General features: G+C 44.4%; 21 protein-coding genes. 13 read left to right on the top strand and 8 right to left on the bottom strand.

Annotated features, from left to right (window positions below; translation table 11 throughout):
* The 5 genes from mlaD to murA all read left to right on the top strand — a co-directional run bounded on the left by mlaD (nt 1) and on the right by murA (nt 3,441).
* Complete coding sequence (mlaD, locus tag Xinn_RS09010; protein ID WP_086954490.1) at nt 1-513, top strand: outer membrane lipid asymmetry maintenance protein MlaD; 513 nt, start codon at nt 1-3, stop codon at nt 511-513.
* Nucleotides 514-546: 33 nt separating this feature from the next.
* Nucleotides 547-1,176, top strand: a complete 630-nt coding sequence (mlaC, locus tag Xinn_RS09005; RefSeq protein WP_086954489.1) for a phospholipid-binding protein MlaC — start codon at nt 547-549, stop codon at nt 1,174-1,176.
* 15 nt (nt 1,177-1,191) lie between these two features.
* Nucleotides 1,192-1,563, top strand: coding sequence for a lipid asymmetry maintenance protein MlaB (mlaB, locus tag Xinn_RS09000; protein WP_244590174.1), 372 nt, complete (start codon nt 1,192-1,194; stop codon nt 1,561-1,563).
* Nucleotides 1,564-1,872: 309 nt separating this feature from the next.
* Nucleotides 1,873-2,127 carry a BolA family iron metabolism protein IbaG gene (gene ibaG, locus Xinn_RS08995; RefSeq protein ID WP_086954488.1) on the top strand — a complete coding sequence of 85 codons (255 nt, stop codon included), beginning with the start codon at nt 1,873-1,875 and terminating at the stop codon, nt 2,125-2,127.
* A gap of 57 nt (nt 2,128-2,184) precedes the next feature.
* Nucleotides 2,185-3,441, top strand: coding sequence for a UDP-N-acetylglucosamine 1-carboxyvinyltransferase (murA, locus tag Xinn_RS08990; RefSeq protein WP_086954487.1), 1,257 nt, complete (start codon nt 2,185-2,187; stop codon nt 3,439-3,441).
* Nucleotides 3,442-3,557: 116 nt separating this feature from the next.
* Here the strand turns inward: murA and degS are convergent, their stop codons facing one another.
* The 3 genes from degS to zapG form a co-directional block, all read right to left on the bottom strand.
* On the bottom strand, nt 3,558-4,616 hold the full coding sequence (gene degS, locus Xinn_RS08985; protein WP_086954486.1) for an outer membrane-stress sensor serine endopeptidase DegS: 1,059 nt from the start codon (nt 4,614-4,616) through the stop codon (nt 3,558-3,560).
* A gap of 112 nt (nt 4,617-4,728) precedes the next feature.
* Nucleotides 4,729-6,111, bottom strand: coding sequence for a serine endoprotease DegQ (gene degQ, locus Xinn_RS08980; protein WP_086954485.1), 1,383 nt, complete (start codon nt 6,109-6,111; stop codon nt 4,729-4,731).
* Nucleotides 6,112-6,397: 286 nt separating this feature from the next.
* The gene (gene zapG / locus Xinn_RS08975; RefSeq protein ID WP_086954484.1) at nt 6,398-6,802 is read right to left on the bottom strand and encodes a Z-ring associated protein ZapG; all 405 of its coding nucleotides are present in this window, start codon (nt 6,800-6,802) and stop codon (nt 6,398-6,400) included.
* 217 nt (nt 6,803-7,019) lie between these two features.
* Here zapG and zapE point away from each other — a divergent pair, with 217 nt between their 5' ends.
* The 5 genes from zapE to sspB all read left to right on the top strand — a co-directional run bounded on the left by zapE (nt 7,020) and on the right by sspB (nt 10,895).
* The gene (gene zapE / locus Xinn_RS08970) at nt 7,020-8,156 is read left to right on the top strand and encodes a cell division protein ZapE (RefSeq protein ID WP_086954483.1); all 1,137 of its coding nucleotides are present in this window, start codon (nt 7,020-7,022) and stop codon (nt 8,154-8,156) included.
* Between the two features lie 409 nt (nt 8,157-8,565).
* Nucleotides 8,566-8,994: a 50S ribosomal protein L13 gene (rplM, locus tag Xinn_RS08965; protein ID WP_086954482.1), complete on the top strand. Its 429-nt coding sequence runs from the start codon at nt 8,566-8,568 to the stop codon at nt 8,992-8,994.
* A gap of 15 nt (nt 8,995-9,009) precedes the next feature.
* Nucleotides 9,010-9,402, top strand: coding sequence for a 30S ribosomal protein S9 (gene rpsI / locus Xinn_RS08960; protein WP_012990148.1), 393 nt, complete (start codon nt 9,010-9,012; stop codon nt 9,400-9,402).
* A 359-nt stretch (nt 9,403-9,761) separates the two neighbouring features.
* Nucleotides 9,762-10,403 carry a stringent starvation protein SspA gene (gene sspA / locus Xinn_RS08950; protein WP_086954480.1) on the top strand — a complete coding sequence of 214 codons (642 nt, stop codon included), beginning with the start codon at nt 9,762-9,764 and terminating at the stop codon, nt 10,401-10,403.
* Between the two features lie 3 nt (nt 10,404-10,406).
* Nucleotides 10,407-10,895 carry a ClpXP protease specificity-enhancing factor gene (gene sspB / locus Xinn_RS08945; protein ID WP_086954479.1) on the top strand — a complete coding sequence of 163 codons (489 nt, stop codon included), beginning with the start codon at nt 10,407-10,409 and terminating at the stop codon, nt 10,893-10,895.
* 50 nt (nt 10,896-10,945) lie between these two features.
* Here sspB and Xinn_RS08940 read toward each other — a convergent pair whose 3' ends face one another.
* From Xinn_RS08940 to gltB, 4 genes are all read right to left on the bottom strand, one after another.
* A complete protein-coding gene (locus Xinn_RS08940; RefSeq protein WP_244590173.1) occupies nt 10,946-11,455 on the bottom strand; it encodes a hypothetical protein in 510 nt (169 codons plus the stop codon).
* A 373-nt stretch (nt 11,456-11,828) separates the two neighbouring features.
* Nucleotides 11,829-12,338, bottom strand: coding sequence for a hypothetical protein (locus Xinn_RS08935; RefSeq protein WP_086954478.1), 510 nt, complete (start codon nt 12,336-12,338; stop codon nt 11,829-11,831).
* A 371-nt stretch (nt 12,339-12,709) separates the two neighbouring features.
* Nucleotides 12,710-14,128 carry a glutamate synthase small subunit gene (locus tag Xinn_RS08930; protein WP_086954477.1) on the bottom strand — a complete coding sequence of 473 codons (1,419 nt, stop codon included), beginning with the start codon at nt 14,126-14,128 and terminating at the stop codon, nt 12,710-12,712.
* Between the two features lie 9 nt (nt 14,129-14,137).
* Nucleotides 14,138-18,595 (bottom strand): glutamate synthase large subunit, encoded by a 4,458-nt coding sequence (gene gltB / locus Xinn_RS08925; RefSeq protein ID WP_086954476.1) that lies wholly within the window; start codon nt 18,593-18,595, stop codon nt 14,138-14,140.
* Nucleotides 18,596-19,258: 663 nt separating this feature from the next.
* Between gltB and arcB the strand changes: the two genes are divergently transcribed.
* The 3 genes from arcB to Xinn_RS08905 all read left to right on the top strand — a co-directional run bounded on the left by arcB (nt 19,259) and on the right by Xinn_RS08905 (nt 22,738).
* Nucleotides 19,259-21,598, top strand: coding sequence for an aerobic respiration two-component sensor histidine kinase ArcB (gene arcB, locus Xinn_RS08920; protein WP_086954475.1), 2,340 nt, complete (start codon nt 19,259-19,261; stop codon nt 21,596-21,598).
* A gap of 236 nt (nt 21,599-21,834) precedes the next feature.
* A complete protein-coding gene (elbB, locus tag Xinn_RS08910; RefSeq protein ID WP_086954474.1) occupies nt 21,835-22,488 on the top strand; it encodes an isoprenoid biosynthesis glyoxalase ElbB in 654 nt (217 codons plus the stop codon).
* A gap of 37 nt (nt 22,489-22,525) precedes the next feature.
* Nucleotides 22,526-22,738, top strand: a complete 213-nt coding sequence (locus tag Xinn_RS08905) for a hypothetical protein (RefSeq protein ID WP_086954473.1) — start codon at nt 22,526-22,528, stop codon at nt 22,736-22,738.
* A gap of 150 nt (nt 22,739-22,888) precedes the next feature.
* On the opposite strand, the gene Xinn_RS08900 is transcribed toward Xinn_RS08905, so the two are convergent.
* The coding region (locus Xinn_RS08900; RefSeq protein ID WP_211285986.1) for a transposase at nt 22,889-23,204 on the bottom strand (316 nt) is incomplete at its 5' end.

The raw sequence follows: 23,204 nt of genomic DNA, 5'->3' as shown, positions 1-23,204 counted from the left end.
ATGCAAAGCAAGAAAAATGAAATTTGGGTTGGAAGTTTTATCTTAATTGCACTGGCCGCAATCATTTTTTTATGCCTGAAGGTCGCTAATGTCCGATCTTTGGGCAGTCAGACTACTTATCATGTCATTGCTGCATTTGACAATATAGGCGGGTTAAAAGAGCGTTCTCCAGTCAAAGTCGGAGGAGTGGTCATTGGTCGGGTAGGGAAAATCTGGCTCGATAAGAAAACTTATACTCCACAGGTTGAACTGAATATTTTTACGCAGTACGACAATATTCCGAATTCCAGTTCGCTTTCTATCCGGACTTCGGGCCTGTTGGGTGAACAATATGTTGCGTTGAATGTCGGGTTTGATGATCCTGATTTGGGGATCACCATGCTGAAAAATGGCGATCGTGTTGAGGACACCAAGCCTGCAATGGTTCTTGAAGACTTAATTGGTCAGTTCCTGTACAAAAGCGGAAGTGGCGATCATCAGAAATCATCTGAGCCTTCCGCACAGGTACACTAACCCGCAATCCACTGTTTAGGAGAAATAGCAATTATGTTTAAGCGATTACTTATGGCTGCCTTACTGGTGATTGCACCATTTGCCAGTGCTGTTGATCAGACTAACCCTTATGCTTTGATGAAAGACGCGGCAGAAAAAACCTTCTCACGTCTGAAAAGCGAACAGCCACAGATTCGGGCAAATCCGGAATTATTGCCCCAGATTGTGCGTCAGGAGCTATTACCTTATGTTCAGGTAAAATATGCAGGCGCACTGGTTTTGGGGCCTTACTATAAACAGGCGACACCAGAACAGCGTGACGCTTATTTTAAGGCATTTGAGGATTATCTGGCACAGGCTTACGGTCAGGCTCTGGCAATGTATCACGGGCAGAATTATCAGATTGCTCCCGAGCAGCCGTTAGAAGGTAAAAATATTGTCGCTATTCGTGTCACTATCACAGACCCTAACGGTCAGCCTCCTGTGCGTCTGGATTTTCAGTGGCGTAAAAACAGTAAAACCGGATATTGGCAGGCTTACGACATGATAGCTGAAGGTGTGAGTATGATTACTACCAAGCAGAATGAGTGGTCGGAAATCCTGCGTCAGAAAGGTATCGATGGCTTGACTGAACAGCTGAAAATCAGTGCACAGGCTCCAATCACTTTGGAAAAGCGCAAGTGATACGGAAATAGTGATATGGAAAATGGTGAAATGAAAAACCGGCAGATGATTCAATCCTCTGACAGAATACCACTTAGCTGGAAACAGGCAGGGAGTACCCTGTTTTTGCAAGGTACACTGGATCGCGATAGTTTGCTGCCTCTTTGGCAGCAAAAGGACAGTCTGCTGGCACAAATTGAAAATATTGACGTCTCAGGCCTTGAACATGTGGATTCAACGGGAATGGCCTTATTTGTCCGCATAAAAGGTGACTGGCAGCAAAGTGGTAAGGCGCTGATATTTTCTGGCATAGGGGAGCGGCTGAAAATACTGATTGCGCTCTATGGTCTGCAAAGTATCTTTGCTGATAATTCGCCTGAGAAAGGACGTTCACCAGAAGAAATGTAATGTTTTCATCCTGTACCTGACAGATTTCAGAGCGTTGTTGATAACTCTGTTACCTGAAAGGCAGATATATACACAATGGATTTCAAGATGCGTCGCGGCGGCAAGGGAGTAAATCCCCGGGAGCATAGATCACTATGTGACTGGGGTGAGCGAGCGTAGCCAACAAAGAGGCAGCTTGAAAGACGAAGTGTATAATTATCGCCCTTATGAGTCATTGTCTTATAAGGGCGTTTTTCTTGGTTTAAGAGTCGTCTGGATTCCATTAGGATAGGCATCTACTATTACTTTAACGACGAATGTGAGCAAGATATGGATACTAATGAGATTAAACAGGTATTAATGGAAAAATTGATACTTGATGAAGTGATTGTCAGCGGCGATGGCAGCCATTTTCAGGTCATTGCTGTAGGTGAAATTTTTGCTGAGCTGAGCCGGGTAAAACAACAACAGGCAGTTTATGCACCTCTGATGGAATACATTGCTGATAATCGTATCCACGCCCTGTCAATTAAGACTTACACACCAGCACAATGGCAACGTGACCGCAAACTCCAGGGATTTTGAGGTTGTTTGCTTCGCCGCGAACAGCACACTTTGAATTAAATAAGAGAATTATGACAGATGGATAAATTTCGAGTGAAAGGCCCGACCTGCTTGTCAGGAGAGGTGACTATTTCCGGGGCAAAAAATGCCGCATTACCAATTCTGTTCGCAGCGTTGCTGGCGGAAGAGCCAGTTGAATTACAGAATGTTCCAGAACTGAAAGATATTGATACCACCATCAAACTGTTGAATCGTCTGGGAACGAAAGTGGAACGCGTTAAGGGTTCCGTATTTGTTGATGCCAGCGCTGTCGATGAATACTGTGCCCCTTATGAGCTGGTCAAAACCATGCGTGCTTCTATCTGGGCACTGGGGCCATTAGTGGCTCGTTTTGGTCAGGGACAGGTTTCTTTACCCGGAGGTTGTGCTATTGGTGCTCGTCCTGTTGATCTCCATATCACCGGTCTGGAGCAGCTTGGCGCAAAAATCGTGCTGGATGAGGGTTATGTTAAGGCATCCGTGGATGGTCGCTTAAAAGGAGCCAGCATCGTCATGGACAAAGTCAGTGTCGGTGCAACGGTTACTATTATGGCAGCAGCAACGCTGGCGGAAGGTAAAACCACCATTGAGAATGCGGCACGTGAGCCAGAAATCGAAGATACGGCCAATTTCCTGAATACGCTGGGTGCAAAAATTACCGGAGCAGGTACGGATCGCATCGTGATTGAAGGCGTAGAGCGTCTGGGTGGCGGTGTTTATCGCGTATTGCCTGATCGCATTGAAACAGGTACTTTCCTGATCGCAGCGGCTGTTTCACGCGGAAAGATTATCTGTCGTCAGGCCAAGCCCGATACACTGGATGCCGTGCTGGCCAAATTACGTGAAGCGGGTGCTGACATTCAGACCGGTGATGACTGGATTAGCCTTGATATGCATGGTAAGCGGCCAAAAGCAGTCACATTCCGCACCGCACCACATCCGGGTTTTCCTACCGATATGCAGGCACAGTTCAGCTTACTGAATATTGTTGCTGAAGGTGCAGGGATGATCACAGAAACTATTTTTGAAAACCGTTTTATGCATATCCCTGAGTTGATTCGCATGGGAGCACATGCCGAGATTGAAAGTAATTCTGTACTCTGCCACGGCGTTGAAAAGTTATCAGGTGCTCAGGTGATGGCGACAGATCTGCGAGCTTCCGCAAGTCTGGTTATTGCTGGCTGTATTGCAGAAGGAACAACCATCGTCGATCGTATTTATCATATTGATCGGGGCTATGAGCATATCGAAGATAAGCTGCGTGGTCTGGGAGCCAATATCGAACGTATTAAGTAATATCTCTTTTGCTTTTTGAGCCGTCTCTTTGGTGGCCACACTTATTTTTTACCCTCCGGTAACGTAGCTACTAATATCGTGTTAGCTACGTTACCAGGAATTACTCTGATGCTGTTTCAGTATTCCTCAAATTCTTCAATCGTAACGTTGAAGGTAAGTGTCTGTCCATCACGCAAAACGGTAACAGGAACGACTGTGCCGGGGGGGATTTCTGCAACCTGATCCATTATTTCGGCAGGTGAAAGCGCAGGTTTGTGGTTAAGACTGATGATAATATCACCCACTTGTATCCCTGCTTTCTTGGCAGGACTTCCCGGTAAAAGCTGAAAAACACGTACTCCCTGAATCTGATGGATTTGGGTATCTGACGAACGAATATTCGGTAGCTCTTTTGTTGAAATACCGATATATCCTCTGATAACCCGGCCATCACGGATTAGCTTCTGCATAATTTTCGTTGCCAGTGCAGTGGGAATAGCAAATCCTAATCCTTCAGGTGTAGAGCCAAATTCGGACTTATCAAACGATAGAGTATTGATGCCGACCAGTTCCCCTAATGTATTAACCAGCGCGCCGCCGGAGCTGCCCTTATTGATTGAGGCATCAGTTTGCAGGAAATTCTGGCGTCGTGTCGGACTCAGCCCGACTCTTCCGGTAGCACTGATAATACCCTGAGTAATTGTTTGCCCTAAGTTATAAGGATTGCCGATTGCCAGCACAATATCTCCGACATGAGGAGCCCTTTTCAGATTAATAGGAATAATCGGCAGATTTTCAGCATTTATCTTGAGTACCGCCAGATCGGTCGGGCCATCAGAGCCTACCAGTAACGCTTCGTAGAAACGCCCGTCCTGCAATGCCACGATAATAGAACCCACTTTGTTAATAACGTGTTTATTGGTGAGTATGTAACCCTGCTCAGTCATTATGACACCGGAACCTAATGGCAACAGTTCGCGGGGTTCGTGGGAGAAACTACCTATACTGGTGCTATAAATATTAACAACAGCAGGTGCTGCCCGACGAACACCCTGACTATAACTGGATGGCTTTTCGCTATTATCGCTGTACAGGAGATTATTTAACTTACCCGGTCGCAGTGAGGGTATGGCAACCAGTAAAATTGCTGCAATAAGTAATCCCGCCAATATGGAGCGCAGTAATTTAATCAACATAACAGTGTTCAGTAATCAATAAGTTCAAAAAGCATAGCACATAAGCAAGCAGACACAGCCTGTGCTGTGTCTGCTTTTGGTGTACTGCATCAGAAAAATAATGGCGTATTGGTTAATTGTTCAATAACAGGTAAATATTGTCACCACCACGCAGGATATTCAGCGCGATAACCGATGGCTTCCCTTCAAGTACCTTTTGTAGTTGGCTGATATTCTTAACCCGAACATTATTAGCACCGATGATCAAATCATTTTTCTGCAAACCGCCCATTGCGGCTGGTGAATTTTTGGCAACTGTATCGACTTTCACGCCGGGAGTATTATTCACTATGCTGGTGCTCAGATTGGCACCCTGTAGAGCGATACTGAGTTTTTCTGCCTTAGTGGATGGGGATTCACTATTTTCCAGAACAACAGATACCTCCATGGGTTTCCCTTTACGCAGCAAACCTACTTTGATTTCTTTACCTGGTGCAGTAGTACCGATTTTGGCTCTTAACTCAGCAAAGCTATTAATTTTTTTACCATCAATGGAGGTCAGTACATCTCCGGGTTTAATGCCCGCTTTAGCCGCAGCAGACTTAGGCACCACTTCACTGACAAAGGCACCCTGTTGAGCGTCAATATTCAGTGCCTTGGCGATCTCCGCTGACATTTCAGTACCTTTGATACCAAGCAGGCCACGTTTTACTTCGCCATGAGCGATTAGCTGGTCTGCCAGATTTCTGGCCATGTTACTTGGGATCGCAAAACCAATACCCACGTTGCCGCCGCTGGGTGCAACAATTGCGGTATTAATGCCGACCAATTCCCCTTTTAAGTTAATCAGGGCACCACCAGAGTTACCCCGGTTAATTGAGGCATCGGTCTGAATAAAGTTTTCCAGACCTTCCAGATTCAGGCCGCTACGGCCAAGGGCTGAAATGATCCCTGAAGTCACGGTCTGCCCCAGCCCGAATGGGTTACCGATAGCAACAGCATAATCACCAACGCGAAGCTGATCCGAATTGGCAAATTTAATCGCTGTCAGGTTCTTAGCATCTTTTAATTGCAAAAGCGCGATATCAGTCTGTGGATCACGGCCGATAAGTTTGGCTGAATATTCACGCCCGTCATTCAGCTGGACTTTAATTTTATCCGCGTTATTGATGACATGATTGTTAGTCAGTACGTACCCTTTTTCGGCATTAATAATAACACCAGACCCTAAGCCCTGAAATGGGCGGCTTCTTTGCTGTTCCATTGGCGGAAAGCCCGGACCAAAGAAGAATTGAAAATCTTCTGGCAGCTGGAGCTGCTGAGTCTGGACTTCAGTACCGGCAACATGAATGGTAACAACGGAAGGAAGGACTTTTTCTAACATTGGAGCAAGGCTCGGTAATTCCTGAGAGGCCATAGCTGCGGGTAAAGCCGCATTACTTACCATGGGTACCGAAGCTAAAGATAAACCAATACTGATCGCTAATGCGCTGAGCAATGTGTTTTTACTTTTCATTGAATACGTTCTCTTACATACCTAAGCCAGAAAAAGAAATCGTACTTAAAGCACCGAACCTATAAGGATATTTCGTTTTTCAGAGAAACAACACTTATCGGAACAGGTCTCAAGCATAATTGTTTCGTTGCAGTTATGACTACCAAGTATTCAGCAAAGTTCACTAATAATGTCGTTTTGTCGAATGTCTTTACAGGGATTTACCTGAGTAAAAATAAAAAAACACTAAAATACAATGAGATAAAAATTACTGCCGTGGCACGTATCATGACCACGGCAAGAAACATTACTGTTTTTGTTCCTGAGCGGGACGAAATAGCCCGGATGCGCCTTCAGAATAGTCTCGAGGAGGCATATCTGTGACAACTTGATTGGTATCGTTCTTAGATTCGTTAAGACGATAATTAAAGGGATTTTCCTGTATTGGCATATCTGGCATTAATTCATTGGAGCTTTTAGCCATATGCTGGTAAAGCTGGCGATAATCCCGGGCCATATTATCCAGCAACTCAGCGCTGTGGGCAAAATGGCTGACCAGCTCTTTGCGATATTCTTCAAGCTCTGCCCGGTTTTTCTCCAGTTCGGCCTGTGCTGCACTCTGCTGACGCAGTTTTGTGCTGCCAAAGCGGACAACCAGTGCTCCGATGATAAAACCAACAATTAATCCGATCAGTGCGTATTCCCAAGTCATGGCAACTCCTTTCTTAACATCATAGCTACCACTATAACCGCTAATTCAGTCAGAGTGGAATATTGATTATTATTTAATTAATTTATCTATCACCTGAGGTGTTAATTTTATACGAATTTGTCATGATAGGCTGTGAGTTATACCTAATGTATATACTCAATTGAAATCTATTGAGTATATATGGCGGGAATAAAAATTTTTAAGGATTATTATATTAATGTCACCGATTACACCTTCGTCTCTTTACCAGATGGCATTATCCGAGGGGCAGTATCAGCCTGATGAAGTGCAGCGTAATACTGTCGCCCGTCTGGATATGATTCACCATGAACTCTTACAGACTGCTGCCAGAAATACCGGGCGTTCAGATAATTCAGGCGGACTGAAAAGCCTGTGGAGTAAACTATTAGGGCGTTCATCAGAAGAATATATCCGGCCTGTGCAGGGGCTTTATATGTGGGGTGGTGTAGGGCGGGGGAAAACATGGCTTATGGATATGTTTTTCCAGAGCTTACCCACTGAAAGGAAGCTGCGCCTGCATTTCCACCGTTTCATGCTGCGGGTACATGAAGAATTAACTGAGTTACAAGGACATGAAAATCCGCTGGAAATTGTAGCTGATGGTTTCAAGGCTCAAACCGATGTGCTTTGCTTTGATGAATTTTTTGTTTCTGATATTACCGATGCGATGATCCTCGGTACGTTGCTAGAAGCATTATTCAGGCGGGGAATTGCTTTAGTGGCAACATCAAATATTCCTCCAGATCAACTGTATCGTAACGGTTTGCAGCGAGCCCGCTTTCTGCCAGCCATTGAGCAGATCAAAAAATATTGTGATGTCATGAATGTGGATGCGGGTATCGATTATCGTCTGAGAACGTTGACTCAGGCTCATATTTATCTGACGCCGTTATCGGAAGAGAATCGACAGGAGATGCATCAGGTTTTCCTGCGTCTGGCTGGACGGGAAGGGGAACCGGCTCTGGTACTGGAAGTCAACCATCGTGATATGCCAGTGATAAACAGTGTCGATGGTGTTTTGGCAATCAGTTTTAAAACACTGTGCGAAGATCCCCGCAGCCAACGGGATTATATTGCTCTGTCTAAAATTTATCATACCGTGTTACTGCATGACGTACCGGTTATGACCAAGCTGGATGAAAGCTCAGCACGGCGATTTATTGCACTGGTTGATGAATTCTATGAACGCCATGTGAAACTCATCATCAATGCCGAAGCGCCAATGGAAACGATTTATCAGGGAGAGTTACTCCGTTTTGAATATCAGCGTTGCCTGTCCCGTTTACAGGAGATGCAGAGTGAGGAGTATCTACAGCGCCCGCATTTACCCTGACAATACCCATCGTCTTTCAAGCTGCTTCTTTGTTGGCTGCACTCATTCATCCCGGTCACATAGCTATCTATGCTTCCGGGATTTATTCCTTTTCCGCCGCGATGCACCTCGAAATCCATAGGGTATATATCCGTCGTCTTTTTGGTTGGCTTTTGAGTAGTGAATATATGGTGTATCGTCAACGGATAAGATAATTATTGAATTTGGGGTCGATTTTTTATAGCGACTTCTCTATAATCTTGCGACCCCACGTTACAGCAAGATTTTTTATTTCCCAAAAAACTTGCATTAGTGCCGGCATAGGCTATTCGAAGGGGTAGGTTTGCTGGACATGAGTCGTGTGAACCTCAACAAAGTTTCTGAACCTCGAGCGTTCACCAACGTGTAACTTATAATTGGGTAAGCTTTAATGAAAACTTTTACAGCTAAACCAGAAACCGTAAAACGCGACTGGTATGTTGTTGACGCAGATGGCAAAACTCTAGGCCGTCTTGCAACTGAAATAGCTCGTCGCCTGCGCGGCAAGCACAAAGCGGAATATACTCCGCACGTTGATACTGGTGATTACATCATTATTGTTAACGCAGAGAAAGTTGCTGTAACCGGCAACAAACGTGCTGACAAAATCTATTATCACCACACTGGCCACATCGGTGGTATCAAGCAAGCGACCTTTGAAGAGATGATTGCCCGCCGTCCTGAGCGTGTCATTGAAATCGCGGTTAAAGGCATGCTGCCAAAAGGGCCTCTGGGTCGTGCAATGTACCGTAAAATGAAAGTTTACGCGGGCAGCGAGCACAACCACGCGGCACAGCAACCACAAGTTCTGGACATTTAATCGGGATTATAGGCAATGGCTGAAAATCAATACTACGGCACTGGTCGCCGCAAAAGCTCATCCGCTCGTGTCTTCATTAAGCCAGGTAGCGGTAACATCGTAATCAACCAACGCAGCCTCGAAGTTTACTTCGGTCGTGAAACTGCGCGCATGGTTGTTCGTCAGCCACTTGAGCTGGTTGACATGCTGGGCAAACTGGATCTGTACATCACTGTTAAAGGTGGTGGTATCTCTGGTCAAGCAGGCGCAATCCGTCACGGTATCACCCGTGCACTGATGGCTTATGACGAGACTCTGCGTTCTGATCTGCGCAAAGCTGGCTTCGTTACTCGCGATGCCCGTGAAGTTGAACGTAAGAAAGTGGGTCTGCGTAAAGCACGTCGTCGTCCACAGTTCTCCAAGCGTTAATTTTCTGTCACTATGGTGGCATTGGATTAATGTTGAAACCCGTCATTTTTATGGCGGGTTTTTTATTTCCGGGTTTTATTTTCTTGGTGAATGCACTTTTTTTGCAGAAAAAAAAGCATATTACAGAGATAAATCCCTGAACTCCGATATATCATCATTAATTCTCAATCTACTTCCCCACAAAATGTTCAAAATCTGGTAGACTAGTGACAATTTTTTGCCTTATCCATGCGTTTGCCTGACTTGTTTTATAATCTTCGGATAAATAAGTGCGAAGCCGGATGAGAATATGAGCGAGAATAGCCATTGTGCATTGAAGGGCTGTTCGTTCCTTTTTTAAGATAAACTTGGAGGTTTTCATGGCTGTCGCTGCCAACAAACGTTCGGTAATGACTCTGTTTTCCGGCCCGACCGACATTTTTAGCCATCAAGTGCGAATTGTACTGGCGGAAAAAGGGGTCAGCGTTGAGATAGAACACGTTGAAGCAGGCAATTTGCCTCAGGATCTGATTGATCTGAACCCTTATCAAACGGTTCCTACCCTCGTAGATCGTGAGCTGACTCTTTATGATTCTCGCATCATAATGGAATATCTGGATGAGCGTTTTCCGCATCCGCCGCTCATGCCGGTATATCCTGTTGCACGTGGCTCCAGTCGTCTGATGATGCACCGAATTGAAAAAGACTGGTATTCCCTGATGTATAAAATTCAGGAAGGAAGTGCTCAGGAAGCCAACGCTGCGCGGAAACGTCTTGCTGAAGAGTTGCTGGCAATCGCACCGATTTTCAGAGAAATGCCTTTCTTCATGAGTGATGAGTTCAGTCTGGTGGACTGCTATCTTTCTCCACTGTTGTGGCGTTTGCCTGTGCTGGGCGTTGAGTTGTCCGGCCCGGGAGCCAAAGATCTTCAGGTTTATATGCAGCGTGTATTTGAGCGTGACGCATTTCTGGCTTCATTGACAGAAGCAGAGCGTGAAATACGTTTACAGTCACGGGGTTAATGTATGGATATGACTCAAATGTCACCCCGCCGACCTTATCTACTGCGTGCGCACTATGAGTGGCTGCTGGATAATGATTTGACACCGCATATCGTTGTGGATGTGACTCAATATGGTGTCAACGTCCCGATGGAGTATGCGCAGGAAGGGCAAATAATCCTGAATATTGCTCCGCGGGCGGTTGGTAATCTGGAATTGGCTGATGACGAAGTTCGTTTTAATGCCCGTTTCGGAGGCGTTGCGCGTCAGGTGTCTGTGCCTATGTCTGCTGTGATTGCGGTTTACGCCCGTGAAAATGGTGCCGGGATGATGTTTGAACCAGAAGTTGCCTATGAAACGGATCATGAGCAGGAAGACTCAGAGTCTCCGGTAGCTGATAATCTGGTCTTGATTCGTGATACGAGAAAGTCTCATGATGATAATTCACCGGATGATGAGCCACCACCTCCTCAGCCTCCCAAAGGTCGTCCGATGTTGCGTGTTGTAAAATAAATATCGGTAAGATTGATAAAAGAATAGAGGAGAGAATTTCTCCTCTATTCTTATAAATATGTAGTGTAAGACTTATTCAGTTCTAACTGACACCATTCTATATTCTCTTCATCTTTTCTGTTTGCTACTTTCTTGGCTGTTTTTAAACTTGTGGATACATCCCGAACAAATTTTTCTTTGTTATTTATTCCTGTCAGTGTTGATGGAATATTACAGATGTTATGGGCCGAAGATAGCTGGTATTTATTTGCCATGGCTAAAACTTCAACCGGATTATTTATTAGAGCAAAAGATAATGAATTGAGGATTTGGCTGGAAAAGTCGTGATGGATGCTCGGAGTTAATTGAAAAGCAACTTCCAACCACTCAGAATCTCCGGTAGTAATGAAGTCAGCGATTTCTTCTCTTTTTTTTCTTTCACCTATCTCAGCAACAACAGAATTTACCCCCCTTTCTTTTACCTGCTGAATAATTTCTTTTGGTGTAGATAAATCAGCGACAGAAGGTGAACTAATCAAGAATAGGAAAGAGAGCAGGGATATTTTAGTTAGTAAACGCATTTATCTCTCCCAATTATTATATCTATTGTTTTTCAATTTACAGCTTTGCTGTCTGCATTTTGAAATTAATAGGATATATCAGTGAATGAATTTTTAATTGGTTATTATTTAATGTTGTTCCACCCATTTTACTTAAAAGTTAGAGAGTCAAATCTGTAATTTGCGTATGAAATAGTATCTTATTTCACTAATACTCTATGTTATGAGCCGTTTTTTTAAAATTTCACAGCCTGAATGAGAAATTAAATTTTAAAAATTGGAATGTTATTTAAGATGACTCTCGTTAAAAAAACGGAAGAAATAATTAGGTTATAAACTAAATTACACTTCACTGATACTTGGTAAAGTGTATTCCTAACCATTTAGGAGTATATTAAAAATATCCGGGATATGTCTGGTTAAACTTCAAAATACAACTTTCTATATTTTCTTTATCTTTTCTTTTGGCTGATTTTTCAGCAGCCTTTAAACTGGCAACTATCTCCTGAATAAACTTAGGTTTTTTTCTCTCTTGTATCGATGTCAGTGAAGGATGACATATGTTATTTGTTAAGTCAGGTCTGTGTTTTTTTGCCTGAGCCAAGACTTCAACCGGGTTAGTGATCAGGGCAAGCGATAATGAATTCAGGAGCTGATTGGAAAAATCTCGATGGATGTTGGGTGTCAATTGAAAAGCAACTTTTAACCAATCAGGATCTCCGCTAGTAATAAATTTCGCAATTTCATTTGCTTCGTTTTTTTCACCTATTTCAGCAACAACAGAACTCGCACCTCTTTCTTTAATTTGTTGAATAATCTCTTTTGGTGTGGATAAACCGGCAACAGAGGGAAAACTCATCAAGAGTATGAAAGAAAACAGGGATATTTTAGTTAATAAACGCATTTATTTCTCTCGGTTATTATATCTTCCAGTTTTCAAGTGCAGTCTTGTCTTCTGCATATTGAAATCCTGTTCAATTAATTATTATTCAATCGATAGCAAAAGCAGATTTTAAATCTGTTATTTGAGGGATAATCATGGTGTTGTTTTTTAGGTATGTTTTTATCCTGAATTTTAAAAAAATGGGCGAATTGTTTTTGGTTGTTTTCAGGGTATTAAATTTGAATATTTGTTTTTGGGATATAGGAATAGTCGCATAATGTAAAAAAATACAATCATTATGGTAGTGAAAGGATAATAAAACGCGAGTAGAAGTTATTTAGCAGGATTTTCTCCGGCCAAAAGGCCGGAGAAGGATTCAGAAAAAAATAAAATTACACTTCAAGATAGTCGAGAATACCGGAGGCTGCTTTTCTGCCTTCAGCAATGGCGGTCACGACTAAGTCGGAACCCCTGACAGCATCTCCGCCAGCAAAAATTTTAGGGTTACTGGTCTGGAAAGGGAGAGCACTGGAATCAGGAGCAATGATACGCCCTTGCCGGTCAAGATTGACCTGATGCTCACTCAGCCATTTCATGGTATGTGGTTTGAAACCAAAGGCCATAACGACAGCATCGGCATCAATGACAAATTCCGAATCAGGGATGATTTCCGCCTGACGACGTCCGTTTGCATCCATTTCGCCTAATTGTGTCTGAGCCATTCTGACTCCACGAACATGCCCGTTATTATTGGTTTCAACTCTGATTGGCTGAAGGTTGAACTGGAAGTTGACACCTTCTTCCCGGGCGTTCTTCACTTCACGGCGGGAACCCGGCATATTGTCTTCATCCCGCCGATAGGCGCAAATCACATGACTGGCTCCCTGACGAACCGCAGTACGTACGCAATCCATCGCGGTATCACCTCCCCCCAGAACCAGAACCCGCTTGCCTTTCATATCAATATAGGGCTGTTCAGGTGACTCTTCATAGCCCATTAAATGGCGGGTATTGGCGATGAGAAAAGGCAGTGCATCATATACGCCGATGGCATTCTCATTTTCAAGCCCGGCATGAATAGACTGATAAGTTCCGACTCCCAAAAAAACGGCATCAAATTGTTTTGTCAGTTCAGTCAGAGTGACATCTTTACCTATTTCGGTATTTAAGCAGAACTCAATACCCATTCCGGTGAAAATCTCACGGCGACGACTCATCACTTCTTTTTCCAGCTTGAACGCCGGGATACCAAACGTCAGTAAACCACCAATTTCAGGATGACGATCATAAACGACAGCCTGTACGCCGTTGCGTGCCAGTACATCAGCACAGGCCAGTCCCGCCGGGCCAGCTCCGATGACAGCAACGCGTTTACCGGTCGGGATCACATGTGACATATCGGGTGTCCAGCCCATAGCAATGGCGGTGTCGTTGATATAACGCTCAATATTACCGATAGTGACAGCGCCAAAATCGTCATTCAGCGTGCAGGCACCTTCACACAGACGATCCTGTGGACAAACCCGTCCACAGACTTCCGGTAGGCTGTTGGTCTGATGAGATAATTCTGCGGCTTCAATGATGCGCCCTTCATTGGCTAATTTCAGCCAGTTCGGAATATAGTTATGTACCGGGCATTTCCATTCGCAGTAAGGATTTCCGCAGGCAATGCAGCGATCAGCCTGTGCCTGTGCCTGAATTTCAGAGAAAGGTTCATAAATTTCCACAAATTCTATTTTGCGGATTTTCAGCGCTTTTTTCGGCGGATCGATGCGCTGTAGGTCGATAAACTGATAAATATTCTGACTCATGCCTGACTCCTACTGTGCCTGAACCCGTAATTCAGCGGTGGAACGGCTACGATGCCCCAGCAGCGCACTGACATCACTGGATTTAGGTTTAACCAGCGCAAATTTATTGACCCACTGTGACCAGTTTTCCAGAATACTTTCACCCTGTTGGGAGCCTGTCAGGCGTACGTGTTCAGTGATTAATCCGCGCAGATGTTCTTTATGAATGGAAAGGGTATCGATTGAGAGCACTTCGACTAATTCAGGGTTAACCCGTTTGCGGAAGTCATCAGATTCATCGAGGACATAGGCGAAGCCTCCGGTCATGCCTGCACCGAAATTGACGCCAGTGTTACCCAACACGCAGACTATCCCGCCGGTCATATATTCACAGCCATTATCGCCGATACCTTCAACCACAGTGATAGTGCCTGAATTCCGTACGGCAAAGCGCTCACCGGCACATCCGGCAGCAAACAGTTTGCCGCCTGTTGCACCGTAAAGACAGGTATTGCCGATAATTGTGGCTTCATGACTTTTGAATGCTGAACCAACCGGAGGCTGGATGACAATTTGTCCACCAGCCATTCCTTTGCCAACGTAATCATTAGCGTCACCAGTGAGTGTCAGTTCAAGCCCACCCGCATTCCAGACCCCAAAACTTTGCCCGGCTGTTCCTGAAAAATGCAGTTTTATCGGGTTGCCAGCCAGCCCCTGATCACCGTGCATTGTCGCTATTATTCCAGACAATGATGCGCCGACAGAGCGATCGGTATTCTGGATATCAAAATAGAACGCTTTACTCTGTGATTTTTCTACATAAGGCAGAGCTTGTCTGATAATAGCCTGATTCAGGATACCCTGATCAAAAGAAGGGTTATCTTCTGTACAGTGTTGTGCTTTACCTTCGTGAGGCTGAACTGTTTCCAGCAGAGGCTCAAGGTTGAGTTTACTTTGTTTGGCAGAGATCCCTTCCAGTATTTCAAGTAAATCGGTACGCCCAATCAGATCCGTTAACTTTCGGACTCCCAGTTGCGCCAGAATTTCACGTGTTTCCTGCGCAATAAAACGAAAATAATTCATGACCCGTTCCGGCAGACCATGATAATGGGACTGACGCAGTTTCTCATCCTGCGTTGCTACTCCGGTAGCACAATTATTGAGGTGGCAGATCCTCAGATATTTACAGCCGAGAGCTACCATCGGCCCTGTACCAAAACCAAAGCTTTCTGCCCCTAAAATAGCGGCCTTGATAATATCGACTCCGGTTTTTAATCCTCCATCCACCTGAAGACGGATTTTATGGCGCAGACCATTTGCAACCAGTGCCTGCTGGGTTTCTACCAATCCCAGTTCCCACGGACAACCGGCATATTTGACAGAGGAAAGAGGGCTTGCGCCGGTTCCGCCATCATAACCGGCGATAGTGATAAGATCCGCATAGGCTTTGGCTACTCCGGTAGCAATAGTTCCCACTCCCGGCTCTGAAACCAGCTTGACGGAAATCAGTGCTCTGGGGTTGATTTGCTTCAGGTCGAAAATGAGCTGAGCTAAATCTTCGATAGAATAAATGTCATGATGGGGTGGTGGTGAAATAAGTGTCACACCGGGAATGGAATAGCGTAGTCTGGCAATATAAGGGGTGACTTTATCCCCCGGTAATTGCCCGCCTTCACCGGGTTTCGCCCCTTGAGCCACTTTAATCTGAATAACATCGGCGCTGCTTAAATAAGCGGGAGTCACACCAAAGCGTCCAGAGGCAACCTGCTTAATGCGGGAGACCTTATTCGTTCCATAACGGGCAGGATCTTCTCCGCCTTCCCCTGAGTTGGAGAAACCACCTAATGTGTTCATTGCTTCAGCCAGCGATTCATGAGCTTCAGGGCTCAGAGCACCAATTGACATGGCGGCGGTATCAAAACGCTTAAACAGCTCTTCTGCTGGCTCAACTTCTTCGATGGGAACTGGTTGATCTTTTGGTGAGATCGCCAGTAAATCCCGCAGGGTTGTCACAGGGCGACCATTGACCAATTGTGAGTATTTCTGGTAATCGCTGTAATGGCCGCTGTGGACGGCAGCCTGCAATGTGCTGACAACATCAGGGTTATACGCATGATATTCTCCATCGTGGACATATTTCAGCAGCCCGCCCTGATCGATGGTGTGGCGGTGCAGCCAGGCTCGTTTGGAGAGATTATGCAGATCCTGCTCAAAATCACTGAAATCAGCGCCTTCAATCCGGCTGACAACGCCATTGAAGCAGATATCTGTCACCTCGGAATGCAATCCGACAGTTTCAAATAACTTAGAGCAGCGATAGGAAGAGATTGTAGAAATACCCATTTTAGACATGATTTTATATAACCCTTTATTGATGCCATTACGATAGTTCAGCATCACGCGGGCATATGGCATATTGAGGGTTCCGTCATCAATCATTTTACCCAGCGATTCGTATGCCAGATAAGGGTAAACCGCAGTAGCCCCAAAACCAAGCAGGACGGCGAAGTGGTGAGGATCGCGGGCACTGGCGGTTTCAACGATTAGATTGGCATCGCAACGCAGGCTTTTTTCCACCAGACAGTGCTGGATAGCGCCAACGGCCATTGGTGCAGGGATCGGTAATTTTTCAGGAGAAATATTACGGTCAGACAACACCAGCAAGACGGCACCGTCACGAACCAGTTTCTCGGCCTGTTCACACAGGGCTGAGACGGCTTTTTTGAGACTGATTTCTTGTGGGTTAAACGTTAAATCCAGCGTTTCTGCCGGATAATAAGATTCCTGCTGCTTTGTCAGTTGCAAAAAATCAGGATAAAGCAGTACCGGAGATTCAAAACTGAGGCGGTGAGCCTGACCTTCTGCTTCGCAAAATACATTCATTTCCCTGCCTATGCGGGTGGAGAGTGACATGACATGTGCTTCGCGCAGCGGATCAATAGGGGGATTGGTGACTTGAGCGAACTGCTGGCGGAAATAGTCATAGATGATACGCGGACGGCTGGAAAGAACGGCAAATGGTGTGTCATCACCCATTGAACCGGTTGCTTCCTGCCCATTCTCACCGAGTACGCGGATAATCTGATCCAGCTCTTCATTACTGTAGGCAAACTGTTTTTGATAGGTTGCCAGCATATGATCATCCAAATCTCGCTTGCCAACCTGCTCTTCCGGTAATTTCTCGAATGGTGTCAGATGCCTGACATTTTTTTCCAGCCACTCCTTATAAGGGTGACGGTTTTTTAAATCGTTATCTGTTTCCGCAGAATGCAGGATACGGCCTTTGCGGGTATCGATCACCATCAATTCTCCCGGCCCGACACGTCCTTTCTCCACAACTTCATCGGGCTGGTAATCCCATATTCCGACTTCGGAAGCACAGGTAATCAGCTTATCTTTGGTAATGACGTAACGTGCCGGACGTAAACCGTTTCGATCAAGATTACAGGCTGCATAGCGTCCGTCAGAAATAACAATACCCGCAGGGCCATCCCACGGCTCCATATGCATGGAGTTAAAATCAAAAAAGGCGCGCAGATCGTCATCCATATCTGGATTGTTCTGCCATGCTGGTGGGACAAGCAAACGCATCGCGCGGATTAAATCCATCCCGCCATTGAGAAACAGTTCCAGCATATTATCCAACGAACTGGAATCGGAGCCTGTTTCATTGACAAAAGGTGCCGCAGTTTGTAAATCAGGAATCAATGGCGTGCGGAATTTGTAAGCCCTTGCTCTTGCCCACTCGCGGTTTCCGGTGATCGTATTGATTTCTCCGTTGTGAGCCAGATAGCGGAATGGTTGAGCCAGCGGCCAGCGGGGAACAGTATTGGTGGAAAACCGCTGGTGGAACAGGCAGATCGCGGATTCCATCCGCAAATCAGCGAGATCCGGGTAGAAGCGTGGCAAATCCGCTGCCATACATAGCCCTTTATAAATAGTGACTACGTTGGAAAGGCTGCAAATATAGAAATCTTCATCAGTAATGCGTTTTTCCACGCGCCGCCGAACCATGAACAGCCTGCGCTCTAAGTCCTGAGATCGCCATCCGGCCGGAGCATTCACAAAGATTTGTTCAATGCGGGGAAGGCTGGATAAGGCGATATTTCCTAAAATATCCTGATTGATGGGAACTTCCCGCCATCCGGCGATAGACAAAGTTTCGTGTTCTAATTCCTGCTCAATAATATTACGACATGCTTGAGCGATTTGGCTGTCCTGACTCAGAAACAGCATACCGACAGCGTAGTTTTTTGCCAGCCGCCACGATTGTTCATTAGCAAGCATCTGGAAAAACCGGTCGGGTTTTTGCATTAATAAGCCACAGCCGTCACCGGTTTTCCCATCTGCCAGAATCGCTCCCCGATGTTGCATTCTGGCTAGTGCATGTATCGCTGTACGCACCACTTTGTGGCTCGGTTCTCCTTCAATATGTGCGATTAGCCCAAAGCCACAGTTGTCTTTTTCCTGTAATTTGTCATACAACATGGTAAAGCTCCCAAATTCTGTCCGACTCTCACATCAATTACGAGATGATATAGTTAGTTATTTCTACAGGCGTCTGAAGTGCGCCCTCAGTCTAATATTGCTTGTCTGAAGCGGTAGTACTCCGCTAATAACAAACAGCAAAGTGATGGTTGTGTTTCTGTATAAGGACACTGCATAAATATGAGCTGAGTAAATGACCAGCGACTGATTTTCAGTGGATTCCCAACTTAACGAGAAAAATAAAACAGGTCAAATAATGTTAAATTATGTTTTTAATAATAAAAATAAAGTTAATTAATTGAATTAATATGAGTTATTTGTTGATGAACTGTTTTGCGGCCTATGCTGTAGAGTAGGTTTAATGTGATTTATATCACTGTTTTACCCCTAATATACTTTTTGAACATGCTTTAAAACTGTATTTTTATGGTTTATTAAACTTAATTTATATAAATTTAAAGAATATAATAATGTATTTTATATCCGTTAAGAATAAATTCTTGTTTGTTTTTTAATCTCTTATAGGTAATTAAAATCAAATTTGATTTATTATTCTGTTTTTTTGCTTTTTTATTATTTTTTGGAATTGGCAATAATATCCCTTAACGAAGTCCGGCTTTTTTTAGGCTATGATGCAGTCTGGTGATTTTACTTGGAGCTGTTATGAAGTTTATCAGGGGGCTTGCCCAATATTACGTTGATTTAATGATGAAACTCGGGCTGGTGCGTTTTTCATTACTGCTGGCGTCTGTTCTGGTAATTCTGGCAATGACGATGCAAATGGCCGTAACTTTCGTCTTGCATGGGGAAGTGCAACGTATTGACCTCATCCGTTCTATTTTTTTTGGTTTATTAATTACACCGTGGGCTGTCTATTTTCTCTCTATTGTGGTGGAGCAGCTTGAAGAGTCGCGCCAGCGTTTATCCAGTCTGGTGGCAAAGCTGGAGGAAATGCGCCAGCGTGATGCCGAGCTGAATCAACAGTTAAAAGACAATATTACTCAGCTGAATCAGGAAATCAGTGAACGCGAAAAAGCGGAGCAGGCACATCTGGTACTGCTGGATAAATTAAAATTAGAAATGGAGCACCGTGAAAAAACGCAGATTGAACTTGAGCAGCAGTCAGTTCTGTTACGCTCATTCCTTGATGCTTCACCTGATCTGGTTTATTACCGCAACGAAGATAATGAATTTTCCGGTTGTAACCGCGCAATGGAACTGTTGACCGGTAAAAGTGAAAAGCAACTGATTGGCCTGACACCCACAGAAGTCTACGATAAAGAAATTGCCAACAAGGTCATGGAGACGGATGAAAAAGTCTTCCGCCATAATGTCTCGCTGACCTATGAACAGTGGCTGGTTTACCCTGATGGACGCAAGGCCTGTTTTGAGCTGAGAAAAGTTCCTTTTTATGACCGCATCGGCAAGCGGCATGGTCTGATGGGATTTGGCCGCGATATCACGGAGCGTAAGCGCTATCAGGATGCGCTGGAGAATGCCAGCAGGGATAAAACCACCTTCATTTCTACGATTAGCCATGAGCTTCGTACGCCTTTAAATGGCATTGTCGGTTTAAGCCGTATTCTGATGGATACTCATCTGACCCCAGAACAGGGTAATTATCTGAAAACAATCCATGTCAGCGCCATCACGCTGGGTAATATTTTCAATGATATTATTGAGTTGGATAAGATTGAGCGCCGTAAAGTCCAGCTTGATAGCCAGCACATTGATTTTACCAGTTTTATGGCGGATTTGGAGAACATATCCGGATTGCTGGCGCAGCCAAAAGGGCTCCGTTTTGTACTGGAACCTGAGTTACCACTGCCTGCCAGAATACTGGCTGACGGAACCCGTCTGCGTCAGATCCTGTGGAATCTCATTGGTAATGCTGTGAAATTTACCCAGACGGGAGAGATCAAAGTTCGCATCTGGCGAGAAAAAGGTGATTGCCTGCTATTTGAAGTGACTGATTCCGGTATTGGTATACCGGCTGATGAATTAGAAAAAATCTTCGCCATGTATTATCAGGTAAGAGACAGTGCTGGTGGCCGTCCGGCAACAGGAACAGGGATCGGGTTGGCAGTTTCTAAGCGGCTTGCACAAGCCATGGGTGGCGATATTACAGTTGATAGCACAGTCGGAAAAGGCTCCTGCTTTACCCTTTCAATCATCGCTCCTGCGATTGATGAAAATCAGCCAGGGGTGGAAGAAGAAGATGCGTTACCACTGCCAGCCCTTAATATTCTGCTGGTTGAGGATATTGAACTGAATGTGATTGTTGCCCGTTCTGTTCTGGAAAAGCTCGGCAATAGTGTGGATGTGGCTATGAATGGCGCTGATGCTCTCGATATGTTTGATCCGGATGAATATGATTTGGTACTGCTTGATATTCAGTTACCGGATATGACCGGATTGGATGTGGCCCGCGAATTACATCAACGTTACCCGAATCACTCTCTTCCTCCTCTGATCGCTCTGACTGCTAATGTATTGAAAGACAAAAAAGAATATCTTGATGCGGGCATGGATGAGGTACTCAGTAAGCCTCTTTCGGTTAAAGAACTGACTGCGGTAATGGAAAAATTCTGGGGTAAGTCCACGGAAGCTAAGACTGTATTAGCCGAATTCATTGAGCCGAAGAAAGATGAAGAGCTACTCGATACTGAGATGCTTAATCAGTATATCGATCTAGTCGGGCCAGAAATGATAATTGATAACCTGACAATCTTTGAAAATATGATGCCGGGCTACCTTGCCTTATTGGGTTCAAATATGACGGCGAGAGATCAAAAAGGGATTACAGAAGAGGCTCATAAAATTAAAGGTGCTGCTGGCTCTGTCGGATTACGTCATCTGCAACAATTAGCACAACAGATCCAGTCACCGGATTTGCCAGCATGGTGGGATAACGTACAAGAGTGGGTCGATGAGTTAAATCTGGAGTGGAAGAATGATACAGAAACATTGAGAAACTGGTTAACAGGCGTTACAAAAAAATAACCCCAACCGAAGTTGGGGTGCGCGAATACTGCGCCAACACCAGGGAAACTTGTTTGCCCGCTTATCTAAGATTTTTTTCAGGCGCGAGCAATTAGAGAATTCTTTTACACAGAACACAAGTACCAACATAGCAAAGATAAGATTTTTTGTTACAAGATTCATTAAAATCTGTGATGAAGATTGGTGTTTAACCCTCTAAGGGGTTAAGCATTAATCTACTACAAATGGAGATAAATATGAAATCTGTTGCAGTGATATTAAGTGGGTGTGGTGTCTATGACGGTAGTGAAATACATGAATCAGTCCTAACTATGCTCTCTTTGAGCCGTTTAGGCACTGAAGTGTCTTTTTTTTCTCCAAGTGAGTCACAACATCATGTAATTAATCACCTTAATGGAGAGGAAAAACAAGAAATACGTCACATAATGGAGGAGTCAGCCCGTATAACAAGAGGTAATATTCAGCCATTATCTGAAATTAATACGGATACATTGGATGCACTAATTGTTCCCGGTGGTTTTGGCGCAGCTAAAAATTTATCTAATTTCGCATTTAAAGGGTTTGAATGTGAAATAAATAAACAATTTTTAAGTATTGTGCGTAATATGCACAAAAAGGGTAAGCCGATGGGATTTATGTGTATTGCTCCTGTGATGGTGCCTAAAATATTAGGCAAACCGATAAAGGTTACTGTAGGTAATGATCCTGAAACGGTATCACAGATAGAGAAAATGGGCGGGATACATATTGAATGTCCGGTTGACGATATTGTTATTGATTTTGAAAACAAAATTGTAACAACCCCAGCATATATGCTTGCTCAATCCCTGGCTGAGGCTGAAATAGGAATCGATAAATTAGTCAGAAAAGTATTGGAAATGATTGAGTAATAGGATGTGAAATCCTTTTTTAATATTATGGCACTGGTTGAATAAAATTGTGCTTACGATCACCTTTTTATGGTTTGTTGCTGTAATCACATTTTCATTTTTGCCAGCGCCGTTTTCTATGGTGATGCCGGAAAGGCAGGCAGGCGCGCTAATCTCAATTAATTTATCTTATGTTTTTTGCTCTATCTGGGGGCAAGATCAAATTTCACCTTATACAGGATTTGCCGTGATTACTACCGAAGATCAGTGAGTTCTGAAATAGTGATGACGATTTTTCTGCAATAAAATGGCGGTTGAATACAATAAAAAATGTCAGAAGCGTATATACACAATGTATTTCAAGATGCGTTGCGACGGCAAGGGAATGAGTCCCTAGTGGTGTATTCTGCAATTAATGACATCACTTTGTATTCCCACGGTAAAGCCACTTAAAAGGTTTAGCTAATACCCGGTTGTAATATTCGATATATTTTAAAATGCATGTCCGTAATATCGCTTTGCTGCTGACGGAAAGCCGCCTGAGCAAATGTCGGGAGACCAGACTGAACCAACATTCAATTTGATTTAACCAGGAAGCGTGTTTGGGGGTATAAACGAATCGGATCCGATGTGTCGGGTCTGATAGAAACTGCATGCGTGTCTCCATGGATTGAAGCGTTCCCCACTGGCCTTTCACTCCCAGTCCCTCATTAAGACCACAGGCTTCGGCAATGAAT

This window comes from Xenorhabdus innexi (assembly GCF_002632485.1).
In the GTDB taxonomy this organism is placed as follows: domain Bacteria; phylum Pseudomonadota; class Gammaproteobacteria; order Enterobacterales; family Enterobacteriaceae; genus Xenorhabdus; species Xenorhabdus innexi.
Note: the sequence above shows the minus strand (reverse complement) of the source record. Positions and strands in the feature narration are given on the sequence as shown.